Here is a 24,979-nt window from a genome sequence, read left to right as displayed (position 1 = left end):
AAATTTGACTCCCCCTTTATAAATAGTGATAATTCTAGATATAATTATATACTAATTAAGTAAATTGATTGTTAATATTCTGTTTCGTATTGTAAACTTTGGTTATTCGTTTACAATCAATAGATGATAGTCTTTCTAATTTGCATCGCTTGTACATATATATGAAAATAGAAAAGAGTAGGCGGTGAGATAGTATGAAGAAAAGGTATATTATTATGGCTCTAGTTGTTGTTCTTCTAGTATATTTAGCAAATAGTAATCCGAGTAAAGGTGAATATACAGATTGGGCAGCAAAGCAGTTTATGAAACGTAATGATGTAAGTAAGAAGCTAGATGAAGTTCAAAAGGAAAATGAAGAGGGTCTCCTTGGCGATTTAGCATCGGCTGGTAAGAAGTTGGCGAAAAAATATGTTGAGCCACAAGTTGGATTATTAATCGATCATTATACGAAGCGAGATGATTATATATTCTTCTCAACATATAAGACGGAATTTGATATCGGCGGAGAACATTATAAATATGTATGCGTCGGTTTTTCAAAAATCTTTATTCCAATTGAAATGCCGAAGAAAAAAGACGAATCTGCAAAATGATGCAGATTCGTCTTTTTGTCTATAAGGTAATAGGAACTTCAGATACAGTCCTTTCTACGAGACGAGCTCCTTTTTTTCGGGTATTTTCATTAATTGATGAAAATACAGACGAGGCAAGGATCGTATCCATTACTTGATTTACGACTTGTGCATCAATAGGTGTGATCGGCTTCTCGATAGAAAAGACAACTGTTTTTCCATCTTCTTTCGCGAAAATTAATTCTAGTACTTGCATACGTTGATTCCTCCTTTTTATTTATCTTGTAATCAGTGGGGGCATCCCCACTGATTACATTGCCACCTTAAAGGTTAGAAAGATCTGATGTGCTAACAAGTTGTACAGCGTGAAGTGGTGATGCTTGTAGAGAAGCTAGAGCACGAGCTACGGTTTGTACTTTCTCTAAGTTTGCGTTTGTTTTTACGCGCTTAAATTGTTTGTTCTTAAAAACTGTTTTTCCATTCTTATCTAATCCATTGTTTAAGACGAGACGTAAAGTTAAATCCATTACGATTGTTTCGACTGCCATGTTTATCACCCCCTTTCACTATATAAATAGGATGCAAATGTCATGTTTTGGCGTGAAATTTATTCTTTTTTTTGGTACTCTTAAAAGAATAAGAGAGGGGTTTCGGAAGAATGAATCGTAAATGGTTATTTTGGATTCCTGTTTTACTATGGATGGGCCTGATTTTCTATTCCTCGGCACAACCGTATAAAAAGCAGGATATGCGTTCGGATATTGAAAAATATGTAAATGTGGAGTTTGTGAAAGAGCATTTTTCATGGGTATCTATCGATTACGGCGGTGGTACACCTGTTAGTATTGCAAATAAAGGTGTAGGCGGATTTATTGAGTTTTTCCTTCGTAAAGGTGCTCATTTTATGGTGTTCTTTATGCTCGGTTCATTGACGTATTACGCTTTTCATCGATCAGGTTGTTCGAGAAAAAGGTGTTTTATATACGCTCTCCTTTTCGTTGCGGGATACGCAACATTTGATGAAATTCATCAATGGTTTACGGGAGGTCGTACACCGATGTGGCAAGATTCATTGCTAGATACGTGCGGCGGATTAACAGGGATTATAATAAGTAATTGGTTTTGGAATAGAAAAAGGAGCTAATCTCGAAAAGATTAGCTCCTTTTGTTTATACACCAAGTAATTCTTTTAGCTCATCTGTAGATAGTTCGGTCATCCAACTATCGCTTGTAATGACGGCGTTGTTTAATGACTGTTTTCTTTCTAACATTTCATCGATTTTCTCTTCAAGTGTCCCCGTTGTAATCAGTTTATGAACATGAACGAAACGCTTTTGACCAATGCGATATGCACGATCTGTTGCTTGGTTTTCTACCGCTGGATTCCACCAACGATCGTAGTGAATGACATGGTTGGCAGCTGTTAAGTTTAACCCTGTACCACCTGCTTTTAACGATAAAATGAAGATGTCATACGTTCCGTTTTGGAACTGTTCGATCATTTTGTCACGTTCTTTCTTCGGTACACTACCGTTTAAGAAGAGGACGCGCTGACCGAAATGTTTTTCTAACACATCTTTTAGCATGTTCCCCATACCAATGTATTGCGTGAAGATTAAACAACTTTCATTTTGATCTTTTATATTTTCAATAAGTTCCATGAGCGTGCTCGTTTTCATGGAACGTTCGATGATGTCTTTCGGTTCTGTTTCTTTTAAATAAAGAGCAGGGTGATTACAAATTTGTTTAAGTTTGTTCAGCATGAGTAATATAAATCCGCGTCGTTCAATTCCGCTTAATCCTTCTACATTTTGCAATGTATCTTGAACAAGTTGTTCATATAAGGAAGCTTGTTCACCAGTTAGTGGACAGTAAGCTTTCTGTTCTTGTTTATCTGGTAAGTTTAATGCGACTGTTTGATCTTTCTTCGTACGACGCAGTAAAAACGGCGAGATAAAACGTTGAACTTGTTGGATTTTTCCTTCGTCACGGTCCTTTTCAATCGGTGAGACGAAGCGACGCTGGAATTGTCCTAAGCTGCCAAGATATCCATGATTAATGAAGTCGAAAATAGACCAAAGCTCGGCAAGGCGGTTTTCCATCGGTGTTCCAGTTAATGCGATTTTGTGATTTGCTTGTAAGTTTCGCACTGCTTTAGACTGTTTCGTGTGTGGGTTTTTAATATTTTGTGCTTCATCCAAAATAACAGCATCCCAGCATAACGTACTAAGTTCTTCCTCATCAAGCTGAGCTAATGCATAAGACGTTAATACAACATCTGCTGATTGAAGGAAATCTTTAAAGGATTCCCCTTTAGCTCGGTTACTTCCATAATGTAACTGAACACGTAAATTCGGTGCGAAACGCTCAAATTCTTTTTGCCAATTTCCAAGAACAGATGTCGGAGCCACGATTAAAGCAGGACCTGTTTGGAGATTGTTTTCTTTTATATATAGTAAGTAAGTGATCGTTTGAATACTCTTTCCAAGCCCCATGTCGTCAGCTAACAATGCGCCGAATCCAAGCTTTCTTAAATATAATAACCACTCAATGCCATGTTGTTGATACGGGCGGAGTGTAGCGTTTAGTGAAGAAGGGACATCTACTTTCGGAATATCTCCAATGTGCAATAGTTTTTGGAATAGCTCTTCATAATATCCATCTAGTTCAATTTCAATATCGTTAAATGGACTATCCTCTTCTACAATTTCTGTTTCAGCGGTGTTTGATAAATGTTGCTGAAGGACATCTTTCATTTCAAGTCCATACTTATCAGCACGATTCATGAGCTTTCGTACTTCTTCAATAAAGGCTGGATCTAGTCGCATCCATTGACCATTTATATTGAATAACCGTTTGTTTTGTTCAACGAGTTCAAAAAATTCGCTTTCTGATAAATCAATGCCGTTCGTTGAAATGCGCCAGTCAAAATTAACGAGTGTATTCATGCCGAAGAAAGATTGCGTTTGCGTAGCATTTTGCTTCAGTTGCACACGTAATTTTGGTTTTGTCGCTTTTAAATTTTGCCACCACGATGGTAATAAGATTGTAATACCTGCGGCGAGTAATTCGTTACTTGCTTCTGTTAAGAAGTTCCACGCTTCTGTTTCAAAGAGTTCACTTCGGAATGTATCCCCTTCTTTTAACCACGGTACGAGCTTACTGAAGCTTTCTTGTGTTTCAAGAATACGTTCTTCATAATCGTGCCATCGTTTTGGTAAAGAATCGATACTTTCATATACATATATGCGATGTGCCCCGCGCTTTGGTGTAACAATTGTTTCAAGCTTCCACATTTCAAATTCTTCTTGCGGCTCTTGTAGTCGTAGTCCGATTGTAAAGGGAAGGTCATCTTCAATGTAACCAATTTTTCGAAGCCAATCTTCTTCATGTAGTGCTGCGTCTAATTGTCTTTTCGTAAAGTCGTAATGTTCATAAAGTCTCTTTGCATCTTCCCATCCGTCATTTGAACGGTTATCTTGTAATATGCTTTCATTTACTGCAGCCGAGAAAAGAGATGCCAATGTTTCATCTTCGATTGGAGTATTTTGAACTTTCCAAGATGGTTGTTTAGGCCAGCGCTCCATATCAGGTACGAAGCTACCGCTTGTGAAGGCATCCCACAATTCGTTCGCGTCTTCCGTAAGTGCTGTAATAGGGCCGTTCATTTGAATACGGGCAAAGGAGTTCATCGGTTTATTCGCGATGTATTCAAATGCTTGTGCGTTTGTTAGCATAACACCTTGTCTTCCTTCAAAGCTTGCTTCTTTTAGAAACGTGCCGTAGAAGGAAGTGGAGTGCCATGTAAATGCATTTTGTTTCCAACTTGTTACGGATAATGGAGTACCGCTATCATCTTCTCCCCAAAGGAACCAACCGTGACTAACGTGCTGGAGCCTAATTGTTACTTCAGTTTGATTGATCATCGATTAATTTTCCTTTCCGTAATTCCTCTTGTAGTGCACGCAGACGTGAATGTAAGTTTGCGATGTGAATAATGAAAGCATCCCATTCATCGGTACGCTTTAATCGTTTATATAATGTACGTAATTTCTTTAAGTAGCGAACTGCACGTCTATATGATTTGCGATTTCGCTCTTCAATAGCTTCGGTAGCAGCAAGGTGATAAAGAGGAAGGGCTGCTTCTGGTGCTTCCTTCTCAATATCTTTCAGCGGTTCTTTCAAAAGTTCAATTGCTTCAAAACCGTGTAAGAGCTGAAGTTCTGCCCATGTGCGATACTGCTTTTTCGCCAGTACGTATTGTTCATAGTTTGCGAAACTATATGGTAATAGCTCTTGCAAAATCATTTCGAGTCCTGCTTGTTCATTTGTATGGGTTGCATATGTTTCATACATGATGACGAATAAGCGAACGATATCTTTTATGAAAATTGTATTTTCGTGCTCATGTATCGTTTTCTTCACTTGTTTATACGTAAAGGAAAGCCAGTTTTTCGCACGATCCCATTTCATTGCATTTAATAATTCCTCTAACCAATAGAAGTACAGACTTACAACAGAAGCAGGTTGTTTCTTTAGTAAGTCCATCGCTAATCGATCTTCGTCATTTAAAAAGAGTAGATGAGAAGATGCTAATGCTTTGGAAAGTGGATTCATTTTCGTATCGATTCGTTTTTCTTCTTCTTGTAGTTGCTCGTTATTGTGTAACAGTTCACTCCATATGTGACGATAAATAAAGAACCTCTCTTGCGTATAGGCATCGGTGGAGAAAAATACTTCGTGAACGAGACGAGCTGTTTCTTGCAGAATTGATTTAGACTCTGAAGGAATCGATTCTGATTGTAAGTCCCGAACGATGGATTCCACTTTATCTACAAATAGGCGAACGACGTTAACAGGCTGATGATAAGAATACGTTTTATTTGCTTCAAAGTCCTGAATTTCTTCTAATAATTTTTGAAAGCAATAAAGCGCTGCATGTAGCCTGAACAATTCATGTATTACAACGATACGCGGGGCTTTCCGCTCGAGTTTCGTATAGAAGTCCGTAAAAATACTCATAAGAAAATACATTTGTTTATAAGTAAGCCGAGCTTGTTCTTTTTTAAATGATTCATATTCGTTATCAAAATAGGATTGCCAACTTTTATAATCCGTTTCTTCAAAAGCTGATGATTGCAATACTTGTCTTGCAGTTCGAATAGGAGGAAGGGAAGGTTTCGTATTATTTTTGAATAAAGTTAATACATCTCCTACTTGCCCGAAACTAGATGCTGCCGATAGTAACACAGCGAGCATATGCTCACACTGCGTTGGTGCGAAGCAATCGCAATAGCTTTCAGCTACGTTACGAATCGGGATATGGACGCTATATACGCTGCCTTCAGCATCTACAGTTCCTGATAGCGTATAGCCATCAAAGTCAACGTTGTAGACAACACCACTACGATATAGGTGCCGAGCTGTAGCGACATGTTCCTGATCAGCTGTTTGCTGTGGATCTAGTCCTTGAACGAACTCATTCGCAATCATCATAATTTCATCTTTCGTAATTGAGTGTTGCAGCATAATATTCCTCCGTACACATATTTCTTTCCTTTACCATTATAAACAAAAAATGCTCAAAACAGAAAAAATGAAATTTAGATTACATTACTTGAAAATCATGGTAATATATAAAATGTTAATTTTGTATATTACTATATATTTATGGAGGGATTAGGTTTTGTCAGATTTACAATCGAAGTTTGGTAGCGGTATGAACAAATTGCAAGAGGGAATCGAGCAAGGGAAGATGAAATTACAAGTAGCTCAAGAGGTTGCGCAATTAAAGAAAATTACGCAAGAGAAACTACAGGCGAAAACGGAAATTTTGCTGGAACTTGGTCAAATGGCCTATATGCAACTCCGCAATGATGAAGTTCGAGTAGATGTGTTAAAAAATATTATAGAACCAGTACAAGAGCTGGATGTAGCTATTTATAACACACGTAAGCAAATAGCTAATTTACAGAATCAAGGACAGAAAGGGCAATGTAGCTGTGGCGGTCCCTTATCAGTAAATGATAAGTTTTGTGGACAGTGTGGGAAAGAAAATGAGTTACTCCTTCAATCAAAAAATGATGAAAATGAATCATGTACTTCATGTGGTGAACAAATTGCAACAGAGGCTACATTCTGTCCAGTTTGTGGTATGAAGCAAAGTAAGGAGTGAGGAACATGTATTGTAAAACTTGTGGTTTAGAACAATCGGATGTAGCGAATTATTGTACACATGATGGATCAAGTACAGGTAGTGTAGAAAGTGAAGTTACGTTAGCACCGAAAGACTCAAAGTATTGCCGAACTTGTGGAGTGGAAAGTAAAGGGACCGCTACATATTGTGAGAAATGCGGGGATTCCTTATTAGGTATTATAAAAAAAGAAATGAAAACAAGATTACCAGACGAAGGTTTACAATTGCATGTAAGTCCATCTGGAAGCACTTTGAAAAAGGGTTTACTTGGTGGTGGGCTTGCAATTGCATGTATGTTTATAGCCGGTTGGATTGGTAGCTTAGTTGTCGATGCGGCGATTAACGATCTAGTGAGAACGATGCTCACAAAGATGGACGGTATGCTGAATGAGACTAATGTTAATCAATCTTTCATTGGTATAGCACCATTAATTTTAATGTATCATTTAATAGGCCTTGAAGTTAGTGGGAGCGGAGCATATACGATGTCATTTATCCTTCATTTCCCATTGTTCATCTTGTTAGCAATTCCGGCACTTATATTAGGTGGAATTGGATTCTTTGTAGAGAAAAGCAACCCTTCTGCTATTTGGCGTGAGAAGTTACTAACATCGAGTGTCATCGGTATCGTATATGGAATTTTCTTGTGTATTGTTAGCTTTATTGCAGGTTCTTCTACGACAATTTCTCAATTCTATAAAACGATGACAATCAGTATTGGTTATTCACATGTTAGTAGTTTATTGTATGGCATTATATTTGGTTTATTATTTACCTTTATTGGTATGTGTATTCAAGCCGGGCCACACCGTCTATTATCTTCTATAAGTCGAAGTATTCCATATGCAACATCTATTTATTATAGTGTGGTAACTGTATTAAAAGGATTGCTTATTACATTTGGTATTATACTTATTACAATTTTATTTAGCAGTTCAAAGTCAGTGGGACCAATTGATTTTCCAGAGAAAACATATAAAACATTCATTTCATTAGAAGCAACACCATACATGTGGAATATGGCTCACTTTGCTCCAACAGCAATTGAATGGGGAGATATGGATAGAGAAATGAGAAGATACGCAATGGAAAAAGGGCCATTGCATTTATCTTATACGTCAGGAATATCAATAAATGGTACGTCATTAAAAGATTTGGAAATTGCTAACGGAGCTAATCTTCAACGAGTAAAAGAAATTGATGACTTTAATTCCTATATGCACTGGTGGGGGTTATTAATTTTATTACCATGTATTTTACTATTTAGAGCTGGAATGAAATTGGCTCAATATCCGATGAAAAATATGTACGTAACTATCGCTGTGTTTAGTGTGGTGTATACTGTGATGATGCTTTGTGTAAATGGATTGGCCAAAATTCATGTTGAGGCCTCAGGGAGTAAAGAAGTGATGAAAGAATTTGCTGGGATTTCCGGTCCATTGTTTTCTATTCAAAGTAGCGCGCTGTATTTAATTGTAGGTAGTTTTCTTCTTTCTTACGCATTAACATTCGCCGGTATGAAGTTAGGGAAAAAATAAGGGGGAGAGCCATTTGAAGTTTTGTGGGAAATGTAATAAACAAGTTGCAGATCATTTGAACTTTTGTTCCGAGTGTGGAAGTAAGGTAGATGTAATTGCTGATCAGGCAACTTCTTCTCGTTCAGAAGTACAACGAGAAATAAAGCCAGTGAAAAGTAAGAAAAATATAATGTTACTTATAGGCTTTGTTGTTATCTTTGCTATATTGTTTGGTGCGTATAAATTTGGAGCAAGCAAGTTTTCGAAAGAAAAGCAGGTCAATGCTATGATTGAAGCATTCCAAAAGAAAGATGCGAATGCAATTGATGAGTTTGTAAAAGTAGATGATCCGAGTTTGAAAGTGAAAGTTGACGATATTAAAGGATATATCCGTTATTTAAAAGAAAATCCTTCTTATAATAAAGAACTGCTATCTTATTTACAAAGAGAGACAGTAGATCAAAAACTAGCAAGTGATAAAGCATCATTTAAAGATGGTCAAATTATAGAAGACGGTAAAGAATGGTTCTTATATCCGAAATATAAATTTAATATGAAATCTTATTATATGAATGTAAGCACAACTGCGAAAAGCGCTGAAATATATGTGAATGATAAGAAAGAGACAGAGTTATCGAGTGATAAAACTTCAAAAGAAGTTGGTCCATATTTCCCTGGTTCTTACGTTGTAAAGGCAAAAGCGAAGACGGAACTAACTGAGTTAGAAACAGAAAAAGAAGTGGACTTGGCAGATGAAAAAGAGGCGAAAGTGGATGTGACATTATCATTAGAAGGAAATTATGTAACCATTTCTTCTGATGAAAATGATGCAACTGTATTTGTGAATGGAAAAAAACGTGGAAAATTAAGCTATGGAAGTTATAAGCTTGGTCCTGTATCCACAGATGAAACAGTAGAAGTACATTTAGAGAAAACTACTGATTTTGGTGTGATGAAATCTGAAAGTGTTAAAATCGGAGACCAGAGCACGTATTACTTAAAATTCCCGAAAGAAACATCAAGTTCGGCTGTCGGCGACTTTGTACGAAATCATCTTTATGATAATGTGCGTGCGATTTCATTAAATGATTTTAGCCTAATTGAAAATAATTATGATAAGAGCGGGAAATCGTACAAGGAAGACCGTGATTATATACAGTATTTACACAAAAAAGGAATTACAGAAGATTTATTAACAATGGAAATTCGTAATGTAGAGCGTCAAAGTGCTACGAAATATAAAGTAACGACATATGAAGAGTATCATATTCGTTACGGTGATGGCTCTGTGAAGTTCAAAAGCTTTAATAATGATCATATCGTTACTGTGAATGGAAATGGAAAGATATTGTACCATTCTCTTGGAGCGAATAATACGTTGAAATCAGAGGAAGTATCTGGTCCAACTCATTAATGCAAAAGACTATCTCATGATTGAGATAGTCTTTTTTCGATTAGAAGCGGGTTTCTTTTAATATCGCTTGTACATACGGATCATGTAATATTTGCTCTATGATTGGTAACATGTTTTGTTCGAATGGAATGTCGATAGGGAATGGCTTTTGTGAGCCGGGTTTGATTCCATATTGGACAAATTTGTAATGTGTATTTTCTTCAGACTTGAGCACAATTAATTTATAGCGATTGTCGTCGCCAGCGAGTGAAAAATCAATAGAAGTAGCGTCATATGTTACTTCATCTTTATATATATACGGTTTTGGTGTACCGATCCAGTCTACTTTCGCTTGTACATTCATGGGTATAACCTCCTTATATGTATTATATAAAAAATAAAAGCCAGCTCTCAACAAAGAGAACTGGCTTTAGCAGTCATTGGTTATTTTAAAATTTTCACTTTAACAGTTTTGCGGCCCCATTTTTGAGCAGCGCTATCTGATCCAAGTAGGATGTCGATACGGTTACCTTTAATTGCACCGCCAGTATCTCCAGCGATAGCTTCTCCGTAACCTTCTACCCATACTTTAGATCCTAATGGGATTACTTTCGGATCAACAGCGATCATTTTCATGTTTGGGTTCGCTGTTAAGTCATGACCCATTGCAGTTAATACACGGCCGCCATATGTGCCACCGTTTTCGCTCGGATGAGCTGTATATGCTGTAGCTACAACTGTTAACTCACGACCACCAGCAGGTGCGCTAGTGTTAGCAGCTTTTACAGCAGGCTTAGCAGCTTGTTTTGCTTGTGCTGCAGGTGCTTTAGCTGGTGCTACAGCTTTAGCAGGAGCAGGTTGTTCTTGTTTCTCAATAACAGGTGCTGTACCTGTTAAGAAAGGAACGTGAACATAAGCTGTTTTTCCGTTATATTCGAATTGTAACCACTCATTTTGTACTTGGTTCGTTGTTTCAATCATATCATCTTTCTTAAGCGTCCCAAGAATTTCTGAGTTTGTGTTCGCTTCAGCACGTACGTTTAATACGTTAGCTGTTACGTAGTAGATGCTTTTAGTGAACTCTGCACTTACGAATGCGTCTTTACCATCTAAAGTGATTTTTGACCATCCGTTCTCTGTATTTTGAACATCTATTTTATTACCGTTTAGTAATTTACCGACAACTTTTGATTCAGTAGTAGGGTTTTCGCGTACATTTAGTACGTCTGTTGTTACAACAGTTTCTGCATTAGCAGATGATGTGAAAATCCCAAGACCAAAAACTGCTGCTGTTGCTATACCAATTAATTTTTTCATGATAGCCTCCATTGCGTTTGTTTTCGTGTCCTCATTATAGCAACAGATTTTTTCGGATTTGGGGAAAACACACAATTACAAACCATTCGTAATAAGTCGTTAACATGCTGTAATATAACAAAAAATATAGGAAAGCGTTTTTCATTCTATATGATTAGTAGGTTTCTACTTATATTCAAAATATTTAATACAACATATTGTTTTCGACGTAAATAAAAATATTACAGGAGTGTTACATGATGTTTACTAAACGATTACATTCCTTGAGTATTTTACCGTTTTATGGGTAATATAGTTATATAAACATAAACATTTCATTTGTGAAATTATAAACACGTGCTATATACTAGCAAAAAAACCGCATAATTGTTACAAAAAGAAAGGGTTGCAAGGAAGAAAAATGCCCTTTTTTACATCTGTAACACACCTTTTTTTGGGGAAATATATTCCCATCCGCATTTTTCTCGCACAATTTGACAGCAGTATTTCGATCTTATAGCTCTTGCAGAGTGAAAAAGGTTATACGGAAGGTAAGGCTGTCCATAAGAATTCGAATTGGTGAAGGTGAAAGTAAGAAAAACACCACAAAAATCATAGTTTTCTATCCGATTTTACATATCGGAATTTATGTTATTTACAAAAGTGAAACCTACGAAGGGGGATTTGATGAGGAAACTGACAAAAACATTCATCGTTTCATTAACATTATGTATTGCATTTACACTTTGGGGGATTATTCCCGAATCTATTATGGGAAAAGGTAGCCTAGGAAATGTAACAACCGCAATTCAAACTGCATTAGTTAGTAAGTTTGGATGGTTCTATATTATTTCTGTTTCTATTATTTTAGGTGTGTCTATCTTTTTAATTGTTTCGAAATACGGTTCTATTCGTTTAGGTAAAGATGATGACGAGCCTGATTATAGTTATATGACATGGTTTGCTATGTTATTTAGTGCTGGTATGGGTATCGGCTTAGTCTTCTGGGGCGTTGCGGAACCATTAAACCATTTGTATGCACCTCCGTTTGGAGAGAGTGCAACTGAGGAAAGTGCACGTCTTGCACTGCGTTTTTCATTTTTCCATTGGGGATTACATCCTTGGGGACTATATGCATTTGTAGCGCTTTGTATTGCTTACTTTACTTTTAGAAAAGGAAAAGCAAGTACAATTAGTGCGACAGTAGGACCGTTATTTAAAGGCGGGGACCATGGACGTATTGCTCATTTATTTGATGTGTTAGCTGTTTTCGCGACTGTGTTTGGCGTGGCAACATCATTAGGTCTTGGTGCAAAACAAATTGCCGGTGGTGTTAGTTATTTAACATCTATCCCGAATTCATTAACGACTCAGTTAGTTATTATTGCAATCGTAACAGTGTTATTTATGTTATCTGCGCAAACAGGTCTTGATAAAGGAATTAAATATTTAAGTAATACGAATATTATTTTGGCATTTGCACTTATGATTATTGTATTATTTGCGGGTCCAACAAACTTTATTATGAATTACTTCACCTCAACAATTGGTGCTTACATTCAGGAATTACCAAGCATGAGTTTCCGATTAAGTCCATTAGATGAAGGTGGAAACCAATGGATTCAATCGTGGACAATTTTCTATTGGGCATGGTGGATTGCATGGTCACCATTCGTAGGTACATTTATTGCTCGTGTTTCACGAGGACGTACCATTCGTGAGTTTGTTATCGGTGTGTTGCTCGTACCGACCGTAATTGGTGCCCTTTGGTTCTCTGTTTTCGGCGGAACTGGTATTCATATGGAGCTGTTCGGTGATGCACATATTTTTGAAAAAGTGAAAGAGATGGGAACAGAAGTAGGGTTATTCGCTATGTTTGACCAGATGGGAAGCTTTGGATCGGCTTTATCTGTTCTAGCTATTCTTCTTATTTCTACATTCTTTATTACATCTGCAGATTCAGCGACATTCGTTTTAGGGATGTTAACGACACATGGTAGTTTAAATCCACCAAATCGCATTAAAATGATCTGGGGTATCGTTTTAGCTGCTCTAGCTTCTATCTTATTATATGTAGGTGGATTAGAAGCCTTACAAACGGCAGCTATCATTGCAGCATTCCCATTCGTCTTCGTTATTTTCTTTATGATGGCAGCCTTATTTAAAGAGTTACAAAAAGAAGGACGTATGAAGCGTCATAAATAATAGAAGGAAAAAGAGCTGATTATGTATCAGCTCTTTTTTATATAGAAGGAACTTGAACTGCAAGTAAGGGAAATAAAAGGCATACTATATTAGTAGTATGCCTTTTATACGAATGAAAATCGATATATTTCGACAATGTTCGATGTTTTGCAAATTCTATTCGTATTTTTGACAAAAAATTGTCGGAAATGTGTTGTCACGTTTATATATATGTGCTATATTATTTCCTGTAAGCGATTTCAAATAGTTTTAAAGCGTATTCAAGGGGGACATCTAGAATAATGAAACGTTACGAAAGAAAGTGGAAGCATATTTGTTTGAAACGTGTGGCACATCGTAGTGTCCAAGAAAGCACGGAACCTAAGACTGAAACGCGTAAAGAGCAACAAGAGAAGCAATTGGTTCTACAAAAATAGCAATCACTTTTTCGTATATAAATGAAGGTCGATCGTTCGTTGGGGGATGGACGTGAAATTACTTTCAGCTAAGGGGTATTGTCTGATATATATTTTATACGGCAATAAATAAGCACAGAGCATACGGCGCTCTGTGCTTATTTTTATTATTTATCTTTTTTGAATCGAACAGTTTTATCCCAGCCAATGACTTGTTTCTTGCTCTTTGCACGTAAGTATAAAATTAAGCTACGAATGAATAAGTACGTAAAGAGCTGTGCGTACGTAAAGTACATGATCACACTAATAAAAATATTAGTTGGTGTAAAGGTTCGTTCCACACTCTGGGCACTAAATAATTGAGAAACATATGTAACGTATGCGACATACCACATGAATAGTAGCGGAATGCTATATTGAATTTGGAATATCCCGAGTAACCCAATTACAAACCAAACGTTCGAAATGATTAAGAATAACCAAAATACAACATATACTAAAACTTGTTGTAAAGAATGGACGAGCAGTTTTCCTTTAAAGAAACTTAATGAAGAAAACATTTTTTCTAAAATGTACAAGTTCCCTTGGAGCCAACGTGTACGCTGCTTAATAAGGATTTTTAAATGCTCAGGTTCTTGTTCCCATGTAATTGACTCTGGAACGATTGGCAGGAGATAACCTTTTTGTGTAATTCGTAATGTTAATTCAGCATCTTCAGCAATTGCATAAGGGTCATAGCCGCCAAGCTCTTCTAATGCAGCGCGACGAAGAAGCATGTTTGTTCCTGTTAGTGAACCTGTTTGGAATAGTAACCAGCGTCCGGATTGCATAAGGAGCTGGAAGATTTGAAATTCTAACGAAATCATTCGTGTTAGCCAGTTTCTTTTTTCATTTACAGTACGAACATGCCCAACAGCTCCAACAGCATCCTCGGTTGTTTCAGCGTGTTCTACAAGCATTCGCAATGCATGTGGTTCAGGCTGGTTATCTGCATCATAAACACAGAAGTATTCACCATCTGAAATACTAAGGCCATAGTTTAATACACGTGATTTTCCTTTTGGTTCACCAGGGGGAACGCGAATGTGACGAATATGAGCATAAGCTTTGTCAAAATCGTCACCAATTTCAGGTGTCTCATCTTGCGAGTTATCGTTTAATAAATAAACAGTTAGTTTGCCTGGATATTCAATCTTTGCCATCGCCTCTAAAGTATCTTTAATAACGACGCCTTCATTGTGAGCTGGTATTAAAATATCGACGCTTGGGTAATGTTCTAGCGTACGATCTTTTCGTTTCCTACTTCGGTGAACTAAACCTGCGAGTGTTAAGAAAGAATAGTAAACGAGTAAGCCAGAGAATAGAAAGGCTGTAAAAATAAGTACATACTTAATCGAAAATGTGATGCTAATCCAAAAAACAAGTACGCAAAACAGGAGGAATAAAAGAAGTATAACGAGTGTCATCATAATAACGTCTGTCCTTTGTTCCCAATTTGCTCGCGTGAAATTTTTATATCTTGGATCGCTTCAGCAGCAAGCCATTGCTCCATTTTTGGCTTTAGGCGGTTCATTACAATGTCAGCACCGGCTTCATTTGTATTTTGTAATAAAATAACGAGCGTATTATTATCATATTTAGCAGCAAGGTCAAAGTCAGCTCTTACCGTTTCAACTAATAAGGAAGCTACACGGTCCATAACACTTTCCTTCGTATATTTACTAAAGGAAGTGAAATCAAAATAAATCATAACGCCTGTTTCATTACGACGATTCATTGCATTGATTAATAATGCTTGTCGTCTCTCAAATTCTTGTCTTGTTAATAATTTCGATTCTCCGATGTATTGTTCTAACGTTCTCACACGTTCGGTTAATTCTTTATTTTCATGAATAACCTTCTTTAATAGATGAGTGGAGATATATACAATGAAGAAATTTGCTGCCATTAGGAAGTGAGTAATAATGTATTCCCATTGTTCTGATGTACTCCATAAGTAAAGCCATGCTTGGTAGAACAGGTAGAATACCGAAATAATGGTTCCTAATATGAAGAAAACAAATGCAGTTTTATCAGGCAAAAATAGAAATAGTACATTAACAATTACATATATAATTGTAAAAATGAGAGCATGCTCATATTGCGTTACATGTACAGTTGTAAAATAAAATAAAATTTGTAAAATCCACATAGAGAGGACTTTATAGAAGTTATCTTTCACAAAACTTTCCTCCTTAAAGATAATTCATACAAGGATACTTGTAGTATGCGCAATTATTAAGAAATAGACCGGATGACTATATTCTTTTTGAGAGGCAACAAAAAGTAGTATCCCTCTTTTGTAAGAAAAAATAAACAGACTTGATAATTATTGTATCATAATGTTTTTATATTTCAGCATAAAGTATTTAATATATACTGAGAAAATAAAGCAAGTCCCCTCTTTAGAAAGAGGGGACTTGTTTTATTTTATAGGAACATCATACCTGCAACTGCTGCGTTTAAGAAGTTAGCTAGTGTACCAGCGATAACTGCTTTAATCCCTAATTGTGCAATTTGTTTACGGCGAGTAGGAGCTAATGTTCCTGTTACACCTAATTGAATTGCGATAGAAGAGAAGTTTGCGAATCCACAGATTGCGAATGTTAAAATTAGATTTGTTTTTGCAGAGAACTCTGCCATATGTGGTCCTAAGTTTGCGTATGCAACGAATTCGTTGATTGCAAGTTTTTGACCGATAAAGCTTGCTGCTTGTACGGCTTCACCAGGAGAAACCCCGATTAAAATTGCAAATGGTGATAGTAAGTAACCGAAGATTAAATCAAGGCTAAGTTTAATATCGAACCAAGAGCCAATCCATCCTAATAGGCCATTTAATAAAGCGATTAATGCGATGAAAGCCATTAACATTGCTGCTACGTTAATAACAAGTTGCATACCTTCTGATGCACCACGTGCTGCTGCATCAATAACGTTTGCATCTTCACGCTCTGTAGAAAGTTCAACGTTATTATCTACTTTTTCTGTTTCTGGCATAATTAGTTTTGCAATTAATAGACTTGATGGAGCTGCCATAATTGCTGCTGCTAACAAGTGTTCTAACGGAATACCCATTGCTGCATAGCCGACAAGAACTGATCCAGCAACAGCTGTCATACCGCTTACCATAATAGCGAAGAATTCACTATTTGTTAAACGTGCTAAGTAAGGTTTGATTAAGATTGGAGCTTCAGTTTGTCCTAAAAATACAGTTGTTACTGAGTTTAAACTTTCTGCTTTAGAAGTTCCAAGAAGTTTACTTAACCCGCCACCAATGATACTAACAAATTTCTGCATAATACCGAAATGATATAAGATTGCTACTAATGAACTAATAAATACGATTGGAAGTAGTGCTTGAATAACGAATACAAATCCCCAAGGTCCTTTTGCGTTGACTAAATCCCCAGCAACGAACTTAATTCCCTCGTAAGAAAAATTAATTAATCCTTGAACGCCATCTGCAGCGTGTTTTAAACCTGCTTTTCCGGCATCCCATCGTAATACGATAAATGAAAATGACATTTGTAATGCTAGCGCGATTAAAATCGTGCGCCAATTAATAGCTTTGCGGTTGGAAGATAGTAAGAAAGCGATTGCTAATACTCCAATCACGCCGCCAATTCCCCATAAAAGATTCATGCAGTGTATGCTCCTTCCTCATAGTAAAAAAATGTATAAAACAGTTGTCTATACTTCTGCAAATATAACATCTTAAGTAACTTATCATAATGGACATCAGAGGTCAAACGTCTAACGAAAAGTTTAAATAAAAAGAAAATTCTTCAAAAAAACACATATAAAATGATTAGACATGAAATAGGTTATGTTTTTTATGTGAAAATATACATTATGATAACGTTATGGATCATTATTGTAGAATATAGTGTATGAAATAGGAAAATAGATACATTATTTTTTTAGGGAAATAGGTTATACACATTAAAAAGAGCCTTCTAGTAATCTAGAAGGCTCTAAAAATATAACTTAAGGTGCTTTCGTATAACCTAAGAAGTGCTTACTCCAATAAGAATTGCTTAATGAAGCGATTGCTACACCTTTATCTCCGGCTTGGATAAATGATCCGCCCCCAAGGTAAATACCCATGTGAGAAGGACCCGATTTATAAGTGTTTTGGAAATAAATTAAGTCGCCTGGTTGTGGATTTGAAGTTTGTGGTAGGCTACCCCAATATCCCGCAACACTTTGACGGCTAATGTTATGACCAAATTTCTTAAATACGTGGTAGATGTAGCCACTGCAGTCCACACCGTTAGCAGAAGTTCCGCCCCAAACGTATGGTACGCCTTGCATTCCTTTTGCATATGCAAGTATAGAAGAACTGTTGCCGCTATTATTACCTGTATTGTTGTTATTGTTTTGATTGTTATTTTGATTGTTGTTAGGCTTATTATCTACTGCGCCGCCAACTGGTGTTTTAGAAAGGTAACGTGTTCCGATATAACCAGTTTGACCGTTGTAGTTAATTTTGCTCCATCCAGAGTTTTCAGAGATTACTTGAACCTTCTGTCCTTGTGGAAGTGCGCCTATGATTCTATAATTTGTACCTTCACCACTACGTACATTTAAGGCAGAAGCATTAATGTAGTAGTCACCAATTGCACCTTGATTAGGTTGTTCAGGTTGTTTTGGTTGCTCAGGAGTAGTAGTGCCACCTTTAACGAATTTCATGAATTCGCTACTAACGTAGCCTGTTTTTCCTTGATAGTTAACTTTAAACCAGCTACCTTCAGAGCCAATTACGTTTAATGTCGTACCATTTAATACGCCACCAATTACGCTATGGTAAGTAGCAGGGCCTGTGCGAACGCGTAGAGATGTTGCGTTAACAACGTAAGTACCACCAGTTTGAACAGTTACATTATTGTTTTGGTTATTATTTTGGTTGTTTCCTTGTGTAGCGTTATCGCTAGAACCGCCTTTTGTTACGTAGTCTTTGCTTACGTAAGCTGTTTGGCCTGCATAATTGATTTTGAACCAATCTTGAACTTCGCCAACAACTTGTACGACTTGTCCTTTTGTAACAGAACCTACAGTTGTGTGAGAAGTGCTAGGACCTGTACGAACACGAAGGGAAGATACATTTACTGTATAGTTTCCGCTTGCTGGTTTTACAGATTCTTGGTTGTTATTATTCGTATTGTTGTTTGAAGAACCTGTATTAGCAGAAACGCCAGATACAAATTCACCACTTACATAACCTACTTGTCCATTATGGGTGATTTTTACCCAACCATTTTCTTGACCAATTACGTTTAATGTTTGTCCTTCATATACACGTCCTGAAACAGAACTAGAAGTGTTAGGAGCGGTACGTACACGTAATACATCAGCAGTAACTTTATTTTTTCCACCTGTTGTACTTACATTTGAATTGCTCGCACCATTTTTTGATACAAATTCACCACTAACAAAGCCTGTTTGTCCATTCATGTTAATTTTGTACCAACCATTTTCTTCGCCAATCACGTTTAGTGATTGACCGTTATAAACGCGCGAGATGATGTCGTGAGAAGTACTTGATCCTGCACGAACATGTAATACGTCAGCGTTAACCTTATAAGATGAGCTGTTTGATGCAGAAGCTTGGACAGTTGTAGCAGCTTTTTGTGTATTTTGTTCAGGGGCAGCTTGAACACTATCAAGTGTAGGTGCTGCTCCTCCTGCTACAGACACTGCCGCAAGACCGGCAAGGTATTTTTTCATAATTTGTCGATTCCTTTCTGTCTGTAATGTAGTGAAGAAATATTTACCAACTGTTAAAAATTCTAAAGAGCATGTCGATTACTGTCAAGACTTATGCGGGAATCTGAATATGACAAAAAGATTACAAGAAAAAATCAAGGCATAAATCTATACCTTGATTTCCATTTAAATACATATATTGAATGTAGAAAGGATAGAAATTATTCGTGTTTAAGAAGATGACATATTGGATTGTAACAAACTCTGAGAAAATGATCGTTGCAGCATTTTCGTGATAGGGCCAACTTGACCATCTCGGATTGCGGTTCCATCAAGATGAGTCATCGGCAAAATTTCAATCGTCGTTCCTGTAAAAAAGCATTCATCCGCTTGATAAACATCACGAACGCTGAAAAGCTCTTCTTGTACTGGAATACGAAGGGTTTTCGCTAAAGAAAGAACATATTGACGAATAATGCCATTTAAAATAAGGTGATTAGCTGGATGTGTGTAAAGAGTTCCGTTTTTAATGAGAAAGAAGTTAGAGTGGCTGCCCTCAGTTACAGTACCATTTCGTACGAAAAGGGCCTCTTTACAACCTTTTCGTTCCGCTTTCGTAGTAGCTAATATATTCGGTAATAAGTTTAATGATTTAATATCACAGCGTAGCCAGCGCGTATCCGGTTCTGATATGGCACGTACACCATATTCAATCCATAACGCTGGTCTTTCTTTCTTTGTAATATAGGCATAGATTGTTGGAGGGACGTCATATGAGAACGTATGGGTACGAGCTTGTACACCACGAGATACTTGCAAATAAATCGTTCCATCTTCGTGGAAATTATTATTTTCGATTAGTTTATAAAGTAGGGTAATCAGTTCCGCTTTTGAGAAAGGGAGTGTTAATTCTATTTCTTCCATGGAGCGATATAATCTTGTGATATGCGGATCTAATAAGTGAAAGTTCCCTTTATATAGACGAATAACCTCGTAGACACCATCCCCAAACTGCAAGCCTCTTTCCTCAAGGTCTATGTACGTTTTTTGTTTCGTTGTATCAATAACTGCATCATTCCAAAGTACAAATCTTTCATATGCCAATTTTCGTCCCATCCTTTCGTAAGTGCATAAGTAAAGTGAAGTTTTCATTCATTTGGAATAAAAATCACTACAGTAATTTTTATGTGAGTAATTCTTTACATATGACGTATATGTATTTGTAAATGGTAGAGAAGTGGTAGTGATTTACAGCATTTCGTATATACAAATTCGAAAATAAGAAATAAGAATCCTGCTTTTAAATAAAAAAAAGCAACATTCTTATGGAATGCTGCACAAGGAGGGTAGCTATCTTTCATAGGGACATCGTCTTATTGAATGTTTTGTGTATGGAAACAAAACATATTGAAAGACAATTATAAGAAAGTAGAAATAAACGATTCACATATTTCTTTAAGGGATCTTATTACAGATGAGAGATAAGAAATATATAGAACCTCGTTTACATATTTTATTATAGAGATACTTCATTAATTTTATATGAATATTTGGTAAAGGTTATGTAATGTTAAAGTTAATGAATATAAGTAATTGTATGGAGGAATATAAAAAAAGAGGCTGAGATTACTCAGCGCTCTTCTTTTCTTCTTTAATAGCTGTCTTTACTTCACCAGTTTTGATCTTGTTGCTTTCAGAGAAGCGAAGTAAATCACCCTCAATGATTTTGTCAGACATGCTCAATTCATTTTGGGCACGATCAATAAGTGGTTGAGATTCTTCTTTTGGTAGTTGTACAACTTCGCCAGTAGCACGGTCGTAGAATGTACTGTTCGTGTACATGTACTTATCTGTAACGAAGCTACCATCACGAAGAACAACGAATCCTTTATTGTCAGGTGAGAATACGTCATGACCGAATCGAACGTCATTCGTAGAATCTACACCAAGTAAGTTTAGAATAGTTGGTTTAATGTCAATTTCACCAGTTGGTTTTGAAATTGTTTTACCTTCTTTTTGACCTGGAACGTGAATAAACATTGGTGTTTTTTGTAAGTTCATATGGTCAAACGCAGTAATTTCTTCTTTTCCTAAGAACTGTGCCATTGCACGGTTATGGTTTTCAGAAATACCGTAGTGGTCACCGTAGAATACGATAACTGAGTTGTCGTAAATACCTTCTGCTTTTAGACGTTCAATAAAGTGTTTCATTGCTTCATCTAAGTAGCGAGCTGTTACCATGTAACGGTCAAATACGCCATCACCAGAATTGTATTCATCAATTAATTTTGTATTGTCATCATAAGTGAATGGGTAATGGTTTGTTAAAGTAAGGAAGCGAGTATAGAACGGTTGCTTCACTTGTTTTAACATATCGATAGATTGATCAAAGTACTCGATATCTTTTAATCCCCAGTTTAATTTCGTTTCTGGCGTAATCTTATAGTCAAGCTCGTTGTAGTAACGATCATAACCAAGTGCCGGATACATAATGTTACGGTTCCAGAATGTTGCGTTGTTTGCGTGGAATACTGCAGTGTAGTATCCTTGCTGACGTAAAATTTCTGGAGTTGCTGTGTATTCGTTGTTACCGTGTGTGAAGAATACAGCACCACGGTCTAGTGGATACATTGAAGTATCTACTAAGAATTCAGCATCAGATGTTTTTCCTTGCCCAGTTTGATGGAAGAAGTTATCAAAGTAATAACTTTCTTTCGTAAATTGGTTTAAGAATGGTGTAACTTCTTGTCCGTTAACTGTTGCACCGATTAAGAATGTTTGTAATGACTCAAGAGAGACAATGATTACGTTCTTCCCTTTTGCAGTACCAAACATATTTGGATCTGGTTTGCTTTGCGTTGTTTTTACGTAGTTCTCTGTTTCCTGTAACTTACTACCGTCAGCAAATGCTTTTTGTGAACTTGATTTTGCTTGTAAGCCAAGATCATATACTTGGTGTACATATAAACCTAAGTTTTTAACAAGCATAACGCGGTCGAATGAACGTGTTAATAGTTCTGGACGCTCAGCTTCTGCCAATCCTAAGTTTGCGAAGAAAATAGCAATTGTTGACACGAAGTATAGGGAACGCATTGGGCGTGCTACACGTTCTGTCGGTGCAAAATTCTTCATCTTCTTCAATAAAATGAAGAATACGATAATATCAGCAAATGCGAGGATAATTTTGTAGTTAAACAATTCTTTTACACTAGAACCTAAACTTCCGAAGTTAGATGTTTGTCCTAGTACTGGTAAAGTAACGAAGTCATTGTAGAATCCGTAGAACATTACGTTACCAACAAGAACGATTGTTAAGACAAAATTAATTCCAAGTGCTATATAGTTACGTTTTTTCCCTTTTGCAAATAATGCAAGACCAACAAGCAGTAATGATGCTGCTAATGGGCTAAGGAATAAAATGAATTCTTGCATGAAAGATTCAAGTTTTAAATCAAAGCTTGTGCGTGTAATAAGATATGTCTTCAACCATAAGGCTAAAGCTACGAATGCAGTGAAACGCACATTTTGAAATTGTGATTTCAAGGTTTCTTTCATTCATTTCCACCCTTTCTCTATCAGGCTTGGTCGATTTTGGAGCGAAAAATGCTAAAATAAAAAATACATAGTTTTCTTGGCCATAATTAGAGGTTCTATATTCACCCATATACGACTATAACTATGCATACCCTTTTAGTTTCTTGTGTTACTCATAAGCATAACGTCATTTCTGTATTATACAACAAAATTCATTTCTGAGAAACACTATAACATTTTACATTTTTTGTATGAGATTTGTCACTACCAGAGAAAACTTTAACATTCGTTTATATGTCCGTCAACTAGAAAATATAACAAAGGTAGAGCAGAATGTTAAGTGAAAGTGAAAATTTTCTTTGTTGAGAAATAAGAAATGACAATGGGTAAGTGGTTATCTAGAAACCTATTATATGAAGGGAAGTATGTAAAAATTAACGAACACTTGTTCTTTTTCGGTTTGTTTGTTACAATGAAAGTTCATTGATAGATTATGTGTAATTTTGATGAACTTTTACTGAAAACATATTGTAGCTTATTTCTTTTAAAAAAATAGGGAGGCTTTTACATGAAACAAAAATTTTCAGTTGAAGCATTTTGGAAGAAAGTAAAACATGTCGCAAAGCAAGCAGGGCAGTCGGTCATTTATGCAAGTTTATTATTGTTTTACGTTTTGCAGAAACCAGATGTTCCAAAGCGAGTGAAAATTATTGTAATTGGAGCACTTGCTTATTTTATTGCACCGATTGATGCGATTCCAGATTTCGTTGCTGGAATTGGTTATACGGATGATTTAGGGGCGTTAATGGCTGCGCTATTACAAGCGTCGTTATACGTTAATGATGATGTGAAAGATAAGGCACGAGTGAAGTTGACAGAATGGTTTGGTTCGGATATAGACACATCCTTTATCGATCAAAAATTAGATCAATAGGTGAGAACTGTCACATGGTGACAGGGCGAACGTAAGCGAGGAAGTGCATTATGCCGTCAGGAAGAACGCATACGAAAATAAACTTAATATCCCTTCCGGTTGTTTTGTTTATGCTCTTTTCGTATGGACTAACAAATTTTGATTTTTTATTAACTTTTGCAATTGGCTTTTTAGTAGGTACTACATTTTTAACACCGGATTTAGATACGTATAGTAATGCGTATAATAAATGGGGATTCCTGCGTATATTTTGGTATCCGTATAAGAAGGTGATGCCGCATCGCTCCTTCTTTACACACACAATTATACTTGGTGATGTGATTCGTATTGCATACATGTTAATTGTGTTTTCTCCGTTTTTATTCCTATTAAATGTAATCGCGCTTGACGGGAATTTAATAGAAATGGCGAAGGAACATGAGGTTGAAATTGTAACGTTCGTAATGGGAATTGTTGTGGCAAGCACGCTTCACATTATAGCGGATAAAGTGAATACGCGCCGTAAGAAAATGATGAGAAAAAAGAAGAAACGCAGAAGATAAAAAAACCGTCCCAAAAAGTATTTTGGGACGGTTTTTTCTTATTAATCAAACGTTTGTTTAAAATTAAGCTTTCAGTACTTTAATACCTTTCACGATGTTCCAAATGAAGTAGTATAAGCTAATGATTCCGCAAATACATAAGACAATCATTGTACCGATGCCCAGTGTTACATCCGGTTGATCAGATCCAAGACCCATAATTCCTAAAATAGTTACGCCAATGAATGTAGCGATACTTGGGATAATGTGTGTCCATAGAGCACGTTTTGCATGTGGTTTCGTTTCAGCATCGCCTACAATCCACACAATAATAGGGAATAAGATAGGGGCAAATAATACACTAAAGTATGATAAAGCTGCTAATATTTTGTTTCCATTCATATATATCACCTCATAAATAATGTCCGTTGTTATACTATTATTATGCAATAGTTTTGGCAAGCTTTCTATCGATGAACATTACAAGAACATGACGGTTTTGTAAGATTTTTTTGTTAAATAATAAAATTTTCAAAAAAATCTTTTTAAATGGAAATTGTTATGGTACAGTATAAATGAAAGTTATTGAAAACGTTTTCTTAAACGTTTTTTTATTTTTAGACTTAAAGGTATGATGACCTGATAGTCTATTGATGAGGTTATTCTACTTA

Annotated in this window: 22 protein-coding genes; 9 read left to right on the top strand and 13 right to left on the bottom strand. The window is 36.3% G+C overall.

Annotated elements, in window-relative coordinates:
• Window positions 1-194: 194 nt before the first annotated feature.
• Complete coding sequence (locus PQF83_RS17940; RefSeq protein ID WP_000747726.1) at window positions 195-593, top strand: DUF4359 domain-containing protein; 399 nt, start codon at window positions 195-197, stop codon at window positions 591-593.
• 19 nt (window positions 594-612) lie between these two features.
• On the opposite strand, the gene PQF83_RS17935 is transcribed toward PQF83_RS17940, so the two are convergent.
• Both PQF83_RS17935 and PQF83_RS17930 read right to left on the bottom strand, forming a co-directional pair.
• Complete coding sequence (locus tag PQF83_RS17935) at window positions 613-828, bottom strand: DUF2922 domain-containing protein (RefSeq protein WP_001197597.1); 216 nt, start codon at window positions 826-828, stop codon at window positions 613-615.
• Between the two features lie 67 nt (window positions 829-895).
• Complete coding sequence (locus PQF83_RS17930; RefSeq protein WP_000257701.1) at window positions 896-1,120, bottom strand: DUF1659 domain-containing protein; 225 nt, start codon at window positions 1,118-1,120, stop codon at window positions 896-898.
• 110 nt (window positions 1,121-1,230) lie between these two features.
• On the opposite strand from PQF83_RS17930, the gene PQF83_RS17925 reads away from it, so the two are divergent.
• Entirely contained in the window at window positions 1,231-1,716 is a 486-nt protein-coding gene (locus tag PQF83_RS17925; RefSeq protein ID WP_001080698.1) for a VanZ family protein, read from the top strand.
• A gap of 25 nt (window positions 1,717-1,741) precedes the next feature.
• Here PQF83_RS17925 and PQF83_RS17920 read toward each other — a convergent pair whose 3' ends face one another.
• Window positions 1,742-4,498: a DEAD/DEAH box helicase gene (locus PQF83_RS17920; RefSeq protein ID WP_000610069.1), complete on the bottom strand. Its 2,757-nt coding sequence runs from the start codon at window positions 4,496-4,498 to the stop codon at window positions 1,742-1,744.
• Window positions 4,482-6,101, bottom strand: a complete 1,620-nt coding sequence (locus tag PQF83_RS17915; RefSeq protein ID WP_000939167.1) for an SWIM zinc finger family protein — start codon at window positions 6,099-6,101, stop codon at window positions 4,482-4,484. The genes PQF83_RS17920 and PQF83_RS17915 overlap by 17 nt, the downstream gene beginning before the upstream one ends.
• 157 nt (window positions 6,102-6,258) lie before the next feature.
• Here PQF83_RS17915 and PQF83_RS17910 point away from each other — a divergent pair, with 157 nt between their 5' ends.
• The 3 genes from PQF83_RS17910 to PQF83_RS17900 are packed head-to-tail and all read left to right on the top strand — an operon-like array spanning window position 6,259 to window position 9,699.
• Window positions 6,259-6,747 carry a zinc ribbon domain-containing protein gene (locus PQF83_RS17910; protein ID WP_001281743.1) on the top strand — a complete coding sequence of 163 codons (489 nt, stop codon included), beginning with the start codon at window positions 6,259-6,261 and terminating at the stop codon, window positions 6,745-6,747.
• A gap of 5 nt (window positions 6,748-6,752) precedes the next feature.
• Window positions 6,753-8,306: a hypothetical protein gene (locus PQF83_RS17905; protein WP_000271602.1), complete on the top strand. Its 1,554-nt coding sequence runs from the start codon at window positions 6,753-6,755 to the stop codon at window positions 8,304-8,306.
• Between the two features lie 13 nt (window positions 8,307-8,319).
• Window positions 8,320-9,699 (top strand): zinc ribbon domain-containing protein, encoded by a 1,380-nt coding sequence (locus PQF83_RS17900; protein WP_000666874.1) that lies wholly within the window; start codon window positions 8,320-8,322, stop codon window positions 9,697-9,699.
• A 40-nt stretch (window positions 9,700-9,739) separates the two neighbouring features.
• Here the strand turns inward: PQF83_RS17900 and PQF83_RS17895 are convergent, their stop codons facing one another.
• Window positions 9,740-10,042: a DUF3910 family protein gene (locus tag PQF83_RS17895; RefSeq protein ID WP_001102521.1), complete on the bottom strand. Its 303-nt coding sequence runs from the start codon at window positions 10,040-10,042 to the stop codon at window positions 9,740-9,742.
• A gap of 80 nt (window positions 10,043-10,122) precedes the next feature.
• Window positions 10,123-10,995 (bottom strand): cell wall-binding protein EntA, encoded by an 873-nt coding sequence (locus PQF83_RS17890; RefSeq protein WP_000733324.1) that lies wholly within the window; start codon window positions 10,993-10,995, stop codon window positions 10,123-10,125.
• Window positions 10,996-11,661: 666 nt separating this feature from the next.
• Here PQF83_RS17890 and opuD point away from each other — a divergent pair.
• Both opuD and PQF83_RS17880 read left to right on the top strand, forming a co-directional pair.
• Window positions 11,662-13,179, top strand: a complete 1,518-nt coding sequence (gene opuD, locus PQF83_RS17885) for a glycine betaine transporter OpuD (RefSeq protein WP_001230133.1) — start codon at window positions 11,662-11,664, stop codon at window positions 13,177-13,179.
• Between the two features lie 281 nt (window positions 13,180-13,460).
• On the top strand, window positions 13,461-13,595 hold the full coding sequence (locus tag PQF83_RS17880; RefSeq protein WP_000833067.1) for a hypothetical protein: 135 nt from the start codon (window positions 13,461-13,463) through the stop codon (window positions 13,593-13,595).
• Between the two features lie 146 nt (window positions 13,596-13,741).
• On the opposite strand, the gene PQF83_RS17875 is transcribed toward PQF83_RS17880, so the two are convergent.
• From PQF83_RS17875 to PQF83_RS17850, 6 genes are all read right to left on the bottom strand, one after another.
• Window positions 13,742-15,043 (bottom strand): glycosyltransferase family 2 protein, encoded by a 1,302-nt coding sequence (locus PQF83_RS17875; RefSeq protein ID WP_000988773.1) that lies wholly within the window; start codon window positions 15,041-15,043, stop codon window positions 13,742-13,744.
• Entirely contained in the window at window positions 15,040-15,795 is a 756-nt protein-coding gene (locus PQF83_RS17870) for a GGDEF domain-containing protein (RefSeq protein WP_000654292.1), read from the bottom strand. Before PQF83_RS17870 ends, PQF83_RS17875 begins: the two co-directional genes overlap by 4 nt.
• Before the next feature lie 248 nt (window positions 15,796-16,043).
• Complete coding sequence (locus tag PQF83_RS17865; protein WP_001051024.1) at window positions 16,044-17,255, bottom strand: NupC/NupG family nucleoside CNT transporter; 1,212 nt, start codon at window positions 17,253-17,255, stop codon at window positions 16,044-16,046.
• 345 nt (window positions 17,256-17,600) lie between these two features.
• Window positions 17,601-19,340, bottom strand: a complete 1,740-nt coding sequence (locus tag PQF83_RS17860; RefSeq protein WP_000760287.1) for a C40 family peptidase — start codon at window positions 19,338-19,340, stop codon at window positions 17,601-17,603.
• A 210-nt stretch (window positions 19,341-19,550) separates the two neighbouring features.
• Window positions 19,551-20,435, bottom strand: coding sequence for a D-amino-acid transaminase (locus PQF83_RS17855; protein WP_001998631.1), 885 nt, complete (start codon window positions 20,433-20,435; stop codon window positions 19,551-19,553).
• Between the two features lie 510 nt (window positions 20,436-20,945).
• Window positions 20,946-22,874 (bottom strand): LTA synthase family protein, encoded by a 1,929-nt coding sequence (locus PQF83_RS17850; protein ID WP_000665329.1) that lies wholly within the window; start codon window positions 22,872-22,874, stop codon window positions 20,946-20,948.
• 547 nt (window positions 22,875-23,421) lie between these two features.
• On the opposite strand from PQF83_RS17850, the gene PQF83_RS17845 reads away from it, so the two are divergent.
• Window positions 23,422-23,787: a YkvA family protein gene (locus PQF83_RS17845; protein WP_000810368.1), complete on the top strand. Its 366-nt coding sequence runs from the start codon at window positions 23,422-23,424 to the stop codon at window positions 23,785-23,787.
• 50 nt (window positions 23,788-23,837) lie between these two features.
• On the top strand, window positions 23,838-24,329 hold the full coding sequence (locus PQF83_RS17840; RefSeq protein WP_001139083.1) for a metal-binding protein: 492 nt from the start codon (window positions 23,838-23,840) through the stop codon (window positions 24,327-24,329).
• 63 nt (window positions 24,330-24,392) lie between these two features.
• Here PQF83_RS17840 and PQF83_RS17835 read toward each other — a convergent pair whose 3' ends face one another.
• Window positions 24,393-24,710: a DUF4870 domain-containing protein gene (locus tag PQF83_RS17835; protein WP_001014100.1), complete on the bottom strand. Its 318-nt coding sequence runs from the start codon at window positions 24,708-24,710 to the stop codon at window positions 24,393-24,395.
• Window positions 24,711-24,979 lie beyond the last annotated feature (269 nt).

Origin of the sequence: Bacillus sp. FF-1, assembly GCF_028548245.1 — a bacterium.
Classification (GTDB): Bacteria; Bacillota; Bacilli; order Bacillales; family Bacillaceae_G; genus Bacillus_A; species Bacillus_A paranthracis.
This window is presented reverse-complemented; position numbering and strand designations above follow the sequence as displayed.

Bases quoted from the DNA above. Each gene is read 5' to 3' on its own strand.
- PQF83_RS17880 (WP_000833067.1), top strand. From the start codon at position 13,461: ATGAAACGTTACGAAAGAAAGTGGAAGCATATTTGTTTGAAACGTGTG.
- PQF83_RS17850 (WP_000665329.1), bottom strand. From the start codon at position 22,874: ATGAAAGAAACCTTGAAATCACAATTTCAAAATGTGCGTTTCACTGCA.
- PQF83_RS17840 (WP_001139083.1), top strand. From the start codon at position 23,838: ATGCCGTCAGGAAGAACGCATACGAAAATAAACTTAATATCCCTTCCG.
- PQF83_RS17855 (WP_001998631.1), bottom strand. From the start codon at position 20,435: ATGGGACGAAAATTGGCATATGAAAGATTTGTACTTTGGAATGATGCA.
- PQF83_RS17915 (WP_000939167.1), bottom strand. From the start codon at position 6,101: ATGCTGCAACACTCAATTACGAAAGATGAAATTATGATGATTGCGAAT.
- PQF83_RS17940 (WP_000747726.1), top strand. From the start codon at position 195: ATGAAGAAAAGGTATATTATTATGGCTCTAGTTGTTGTTCTTCTAGTA.
- PQF83_RS17930 (WP_000257701.1), bottom strand. From the start codon at position 1,120: ATGGCAGTCGAAACAATCGTAATGGATTTAACTTTACGTCTCGTCTTA.
- PQF83_RS17860 (WP_000760287.1), bottom strand. From the start codon at position 19,340: ATGAAAAAATACCTTGCCGGTCTTGCGGCAGTGTCTGTAGCAGGAGGA.
- PQF83_RS17865 (WP_001051024.1), bottom strand. From the start codon at position 17,255: ATGAATCTTTTATGGGGAATTGGCGGCGTGATTGGAGTATTAGCAATC.
- PQF83_RS17905 (WP_000271602.1), top strand. From the start codon at position 6,753: ATGTATTGTAAAACTTGTGGTTTAGAACAATCGGATGTAGCGAATTAT.
- PQF83_RS17875 (WP_000988773.1), bottom strand. From the start codon at position 15,043: ATGATGACACTCGTTATACTTCTTTTATTCCTCCTGTTTTGCGTACTT.
- PQF83_RS17920 (WP_000610069.1), bottom strand. From the start codon at position 4,498: ATGATCAATCAAACTGAAGTAACAATTAGGCTCCAGCACGTTAGTCAC.
- PQF83_RS17835 (WP_001014100.1), bottom strand. From the start codon at position 24,710: ATGAATGGAAACAAAATATTAGCAGCTTTATCATACTTTAGTGTATTA.
- opuD (WP_001230133.1), top strand. From the start codon at position 11,662: ATGAGGAAACTGACAAAAACATTCATCGTTTCATTAACATTATGTATT.
- PQF83_RS17925 (WP_001080698.1), top strand. From the start codon at position 1,231: ATGAATCGTAAATGGTTATTTTGGATTCCTGTTTTACTATGGATGGGC.
- PQF83_RS17890 (WP_000733324.1), bottom strand. From the start codon at position 10,995: ATGAAAAAATTAATTGGTATAGCAACAGCAGCAGTTTTTGGTCTTGGG.
- PQF83_RS17895 (WP_001102521.1), bottom strand. From the start codon at position 10,042: ATGAATGTACAAGCGAAAGTAGACTGGATCGGTACACCAAAACCGTAT.
- PQF83_RS17845 (WP_000810368.1), top strand. From the start codon at position 23,422: ATGAAACAAAAATTTTCAGTTGAAGCATTTTGGAAGAAAGTAAAACAT.
- PQF83_RS17935 (WP_001197597.1), bottom strand. From the start codon at position 828: ATGCAAGTACTAGAATTAATTTTCGCGAAAGAAGATGGAAAAACAGTT.